Source organism: Halovenus amylolytica (assembly GCA_004015825.1).
Taxonomy (GTDB): Archaea; Halobacteriota; Halobacteria; order Halobacteriales; family Haloarculaceae; genus Halovenus; species Halovenus amylolytica.
The window spans coordinates 1-531 of record SAYS01000060.1; the positions used below are offsets into that span (position 1 = coordinate 1).

Sequence of the window (531 nt, forward strand, 5' to 3'; positions counted from 1 at the left end):
CCTCACCCGTAATTCGGTGGCGAAAGCTAAACAAGTTGTCGCTAATCCAGACGAACCCGCCGACCCCGAAGGGGGTGGCGGGTTCGCCGAATGGGCGATGCTCACACTCCATGCCCTCCGTATTGAGTTGAACAAATCATACCGTGTTGCGCTTGACTTGCTCAGCGAGATGCCTGGCGTTCTTGCGGAGATTGGCCTCACGCGGTTACCTCATTACACGGTTCTGCGCACGTGGTTCGCTAGAATTCCGACGGAGACTTGGCGTGCGTTTCTCGGCGCGTCAGCCGAGAAACGCACAGGCCACGGTTCAATCGACGCCACTGGCTTTGACCGCGATCAGCCAAGCCGACACTACGCCAACCGCACAGACTACCGCGTCCGAGCGTTGAAAGTGACTGCGTTGGTGGATGTCGAAACGCTGTACATCACCGACATCCACTCGACCACCTCAAAGAAACACGACGCCAAGATCGGCCCGCAGGTCGCCCGCCGAAACGCGGGCGACCTGCGAAGCCTCGCTGCTGACAAAGG

The 531-nt window shown here is 59.3% G+C and carries 1 protein-coding gene; it reads left to right on the forward strand.

What is annotated here, in order from left to right; translation table 11 throughout:
* A partial coding sequence (locus tag EOW68_RS18285; protein WP_431359064.1) for a transposase occupies positions 1 to 531 on the forward strand: 531 nt, incomplete at both ends.